At 53.6% G+C, this 3,075-nt stretch carries 5 protein-coding genes and 1 pseudogene; 4 read left to right on the plus strand and 2 right to left on the minus strand.

The features are described 5' to 3' along the window. Positions 1–351: pseudogene (locus tag WKJ03_RS18430) on the plus strand (methyl-accepting chemotaxis protein); the annotation flags it as partial. Here WKJ03_RS18430 and nhaR read toward each other — a convergent pair. Further along, positions 348–1,244 (minus strand): transcriptional activator NhaR, encoded by an 897-nt coding sequence (nhaR, locus tag WKJ03_RS18435; protein ID WP_337843712.1) that lies wholly within the window; start codon positions 1,242–1,244, stop codon positions 348–350. The pseudogene WKJ03_RS18430 and the gene nhaR overlap by 4 nt on opposite strands. A gap of 226 nt (positions 1,245–1,470) precedes the next feature. Here nhaR and WKJ03_RS18440 point away from each other — a divergent pair, with 226 nt between their 5' ends. After that, entirely contained in the window at positions 1,471–1,833 is a 363-nt protein-coding gene (locus WKJ03_RS18440) for a DUF4144 family protein (protein ID WP_337843713.1), read from the plus strand. Here WKJ03_RS18440 and WKJ03_RS18445 read toward each other — a convergent pair. Beyond that, complete coding sequence (locus tag WKJ03_RS18445; RefSeq protein WP_337843714.1) at positions 1,830–2,177, minus strand: DUF3703 domain-containing protein; 348 nt, start codon at positions 2,175–2,177, stop codon at positions 1,830–1,832. The two genes, WKJ03_RS18440 and WKJ03_RS18445, sit on opposite strands and share 4 nt — an antisense overlap. Positions 2,178–2,308: 131 nt before the next feature. Here WKJ03_RS18445 and WKJ03_RS18450 point away from each other — a divergent pair, with 131 nt between their 5' ends. Together WKJ03_RS18450 and WKJ03_RS18455 are read left to right on the plus strand one after the other, a co-directional pair. Then, positions 2,309–2,689 (plus strand): hypothetical protein, encoded by a 381-nt coding sequence (locus WKJ03_RS18450; protein ID WP_337843715.1) that lies wholly within the window; start codon positions 2,309–2,311, stop codon positions 2,687–2,689. A 58-nt stretch (positions 2,690–2,747) separates the two neighbouring features. Beyond that, the coding region (locus WKJ03_RS18455; RefSeq protein ID WP_337843716.1) for a hypothetical protein at positions 2,748–3,075 on the plus strand (328 nt) is incomplete at its 3' end.

Consider the following 3,075-nt stretch of genomic DNA (forward strand, 5'->3'; position numbering starts at 1 on the left):
GCAGGTTTTTTGAATGAGATGGACAGCCTGGTCAGAGACACCAAAGCCGAGTCTGAACAGCTGCAGCAACAGGCTGGCGCCGCCCAACAACAAATTCAACTGACCAGCCAGGATTTTGGCGCACTGGAACAACAGCTGCAGGCCGCACAGCAGCAACTGAACCAAATCCAGCAGCATGTGCAGCAACTGGCGCAAAGCTCACAACAGAATCACCGGCATTTGACGCAGATTGAGCAAGGCACGAATCATGCCTATCAGCAAATGGCCTCCATTGATCAGGCCACAGCCCAGCTGTTGTCAGGCACTGAAGCCACGCAACGCCAGCTGCAACCTTTTGCACGCCAGGGTTAGCAGCGCCCCCCCTCCGGCTGCTGCAGTGCTTTCACCAACTGCAGCACGGCGGGGTGGCTCAGTTTACGTTCCGGCGAGATGGCGTAAAAACGCTCGGTTACCCGCTCAATTTCGCCCACTTTCCTCAGGCCATAGTTTGCCCTGAGCTGAGGCTCCAGCAACACGGGAGCGGCAAAAGCCCCCAGCCCCTGCTGAGCAAAAGCCTGCATCAGCGCGCTGTCATCAAACTCCGCTACCACTTCCGGCTGAATATCCAGCTGATTAAACCAGCCAATCAGTTGCTGGCGAATAATGGATTTTTTGCCCTGTAATAAAAACGGCTGGTTATGTAATGAGCGTGGAAAACCACGAATCAGGGCCGGCGCCAGATTTTCAGCGGCAAAAACCGCCATGACCGACTCGGTCACCAAATGACTGTAGGCTTTGACATGGCTGCCGGTCTGAATAGGCTGATCCGACAGCACCATATCCAGTTTGTTGATCGCAAGCTCCGACAACAAGGTGTCCAGCTCCCCTTCGCGGCATACCAGTTTGACGGGCAGCTGCAACACAGGTTTGAGCATCTCGTACACCAACGCCTTGGGTAATACGTCGGTGATGCCGACACTGAAGCTTTGCCAGCTGCTGTGCTGACGGGTTAATACGGCTTTCAGCTCGTCGCCGAGTTGAAAAATATCGGCTGCATACCCCTGCACTACAGAGCCAAGCTCAGTCAAGACCAGCCGTTTGCCCTGACGCTGAAACAATGCTGTGCCTATGGTGTGTTCCAACTGACTGATTTGCCCGCTGATGGTTTGTGGGGTGATATGCAGCAGTTCGCTGGTTCTGGCGATACTGCCGTGTTCCGCGACCAGATAAAAATAATACAGCTGGTTGTAATTGACTGGGGTCATCTGGACTTAGTTCATCAGTTAATAACGATTAATAATGAAGTTATATTCGAATTTACCTTACAAAGTAAAGTCCGTATAACTGTCAGTTACCAGGTGAATGAACTTTTTGGTTCCCAACCCTTCGGCACCGTCTGAGCGACAGCGGTGCTGTTTTTAACCTGCACTACGTTTCTACCCTAGGCTCATCCGCGCCTACTTCGCCTCCGGCTTGCCGGAGGCTTTTTTTATGGTTTTTCGTTATGCTATCTGCATGAACTTCCTCTGCGACGCGCCCCCGATGCAATTCCCTGTGTTACTTCAATTATCCGGCGACCATGAACTTGAGCTGGCGGAATCACCAGAACAGCTGCATCTGTTGTTGCGCCAGACCGGGCCCGTGCTGCCAGAAGACAGATGGATTGACTGCGCAGGGTTCACTTATGCCCTGCACGATCCCAGCATCAGGCTGGGGCAACTGAGTCTGGACGAGCTGACCGCACTTATTCAGGCACATTTTTTTAGTCAGTCACACAGCTGCGTGGTGAAAATTCAGGCGGGAAGTATCTCAGAGCTGATGGCATTACTGCGTCCTGCTGCTGACCGGCGCTAATCCGTCGAAGAGGTCTGGCTTTGCCCTGTTTGCTGCAGCTCTGCCGGCAATGGTTGAGGCTTAAAAGCACTGACCCGGCTGGTCCCCGGATTCCCTTCTGGCAGTCTGTTCAGCAGATGCCCTAAAGGGGTCAGAACTAATCGCAGCAGCTGCCCCCAGCCTTCTTTCACATTGCCGGTTCGCCAGGCCAGGCACAACATCAGTCGGTGGCTTTGCCAATGCAGCCGAAACTGCCTTTGCCCGCAAATATGCGCATATTCCAGATATCGCCAGGCATCCGGCCATTGCTGAGCCTGCTCAGCCTGCCTGGCCATGCTCAGGTACTGCTCAAACTGCTGTAACATCCTTACCTCCTGCTTTTTTGTCTGCCTGTACATTGACCTTACCGGCTGCACAGGTCAAGTCGGCGCTTCTGCTCTTGCGACAACTGACGTTCTGGTTTAGTCTGCACGGCAGATTATTATGGGTGGTGACTATGCATTCCAGGCTCCGGCTTTTTGCACCTTGGCTGATTATCGCACTGTTGTTTAGCAACATTGCGACTGCGGCTATGTGGTGTTGCCAGTCTGGCGGTCATCATCAGCAAGTCACAGAGCGTTCACCTGAACAACGTCATCCGGGACACCTGGGTCATGCTGAGCACAGTATGGACCAGGCTCAGACCACAACCAGTGCGGCTGCCAGTGACCACCAGGCGGATTGCCCTTTGTGTGCCTCCGGCTGTCACAGCGCATTGGTATTGCCTTTGGCCAAAATCACCGATGTTGATCCTGTGGTCGGCAGCCTGGTGATACAGGAAGACTCCGGCTCTGTGTCCTCTTTGCCCCAATCCAGGTACCGCCCTCCTATCGCCTGACCTTGTTGCAAACCCCATCACCAGCTCATAGCTGGTTGCGACAATTTCAGGAGACGTTATGAACACTAAATTATTGATATCGGCGATGGCCATTGTCTCGTTCTGGCCCTGTGCTTATGCAGCGGTCATTTCACCTGCTGCTCTGGATGCCAGCCAGGGGTCACCCATTGTGCAGACAAAAGCACTGCTGCAGCATCAGGACTTGATGACAGCTGAGCCTTTGAACTGGACGGAAGCGAACAGCCGGGTCAATCAGCTGGGTGGATGGCAGGCTTATATGCAAGAGTCGGGCATGGATCATTCCAAACATCAGGGCATGGATCATTCCAAACATCAGGGCATGGACCACTCGAAACATCAGGGCATGGATCATTCCAAACACCAGG

The organism is Rheinheimera sp. (assembly GCF_037442525.1).
Taxonomy (GTDB): domain Bacteria; phylum Pseudomonadota; class Gammaproteobacteria; order Enterobacterales; family Alteromonadaceae; genus Pararheinheimera.

Excerpts from the sequence above, each read along its gene's own strand:
- nhaR (WP_337843712.1), bottom strand. The coding sequence starts at position 1,244 with ATGACCCCAGTCAATTACAACCAGCTGTATTATTTTTATCTGGTCGCG.
- WKJ03_RS18440 (WP_337843713.1), top strand. The coding sequence starts at position 1,471 with ATGGTTTTTCGTTATGCTATCTGCATGAACTTCCTCTGCGACGCGCCC.
- WKJ03_RS18445 (WP_337843714.1), bottom strand. The coding sequence starts at position 2,177 with ATGTTACAGCAGTTTGAGCAGTACCTGAGCATGGCCAGGCAGGCTGAG.
- WKJ03_RS18450 (WP_337843715.1), top strand. The coding sequence starts at position 2,309 with ATGCATTCCAGGCTCCGGCTTTTTGCACCTTGGCTGATTATCGCACTG.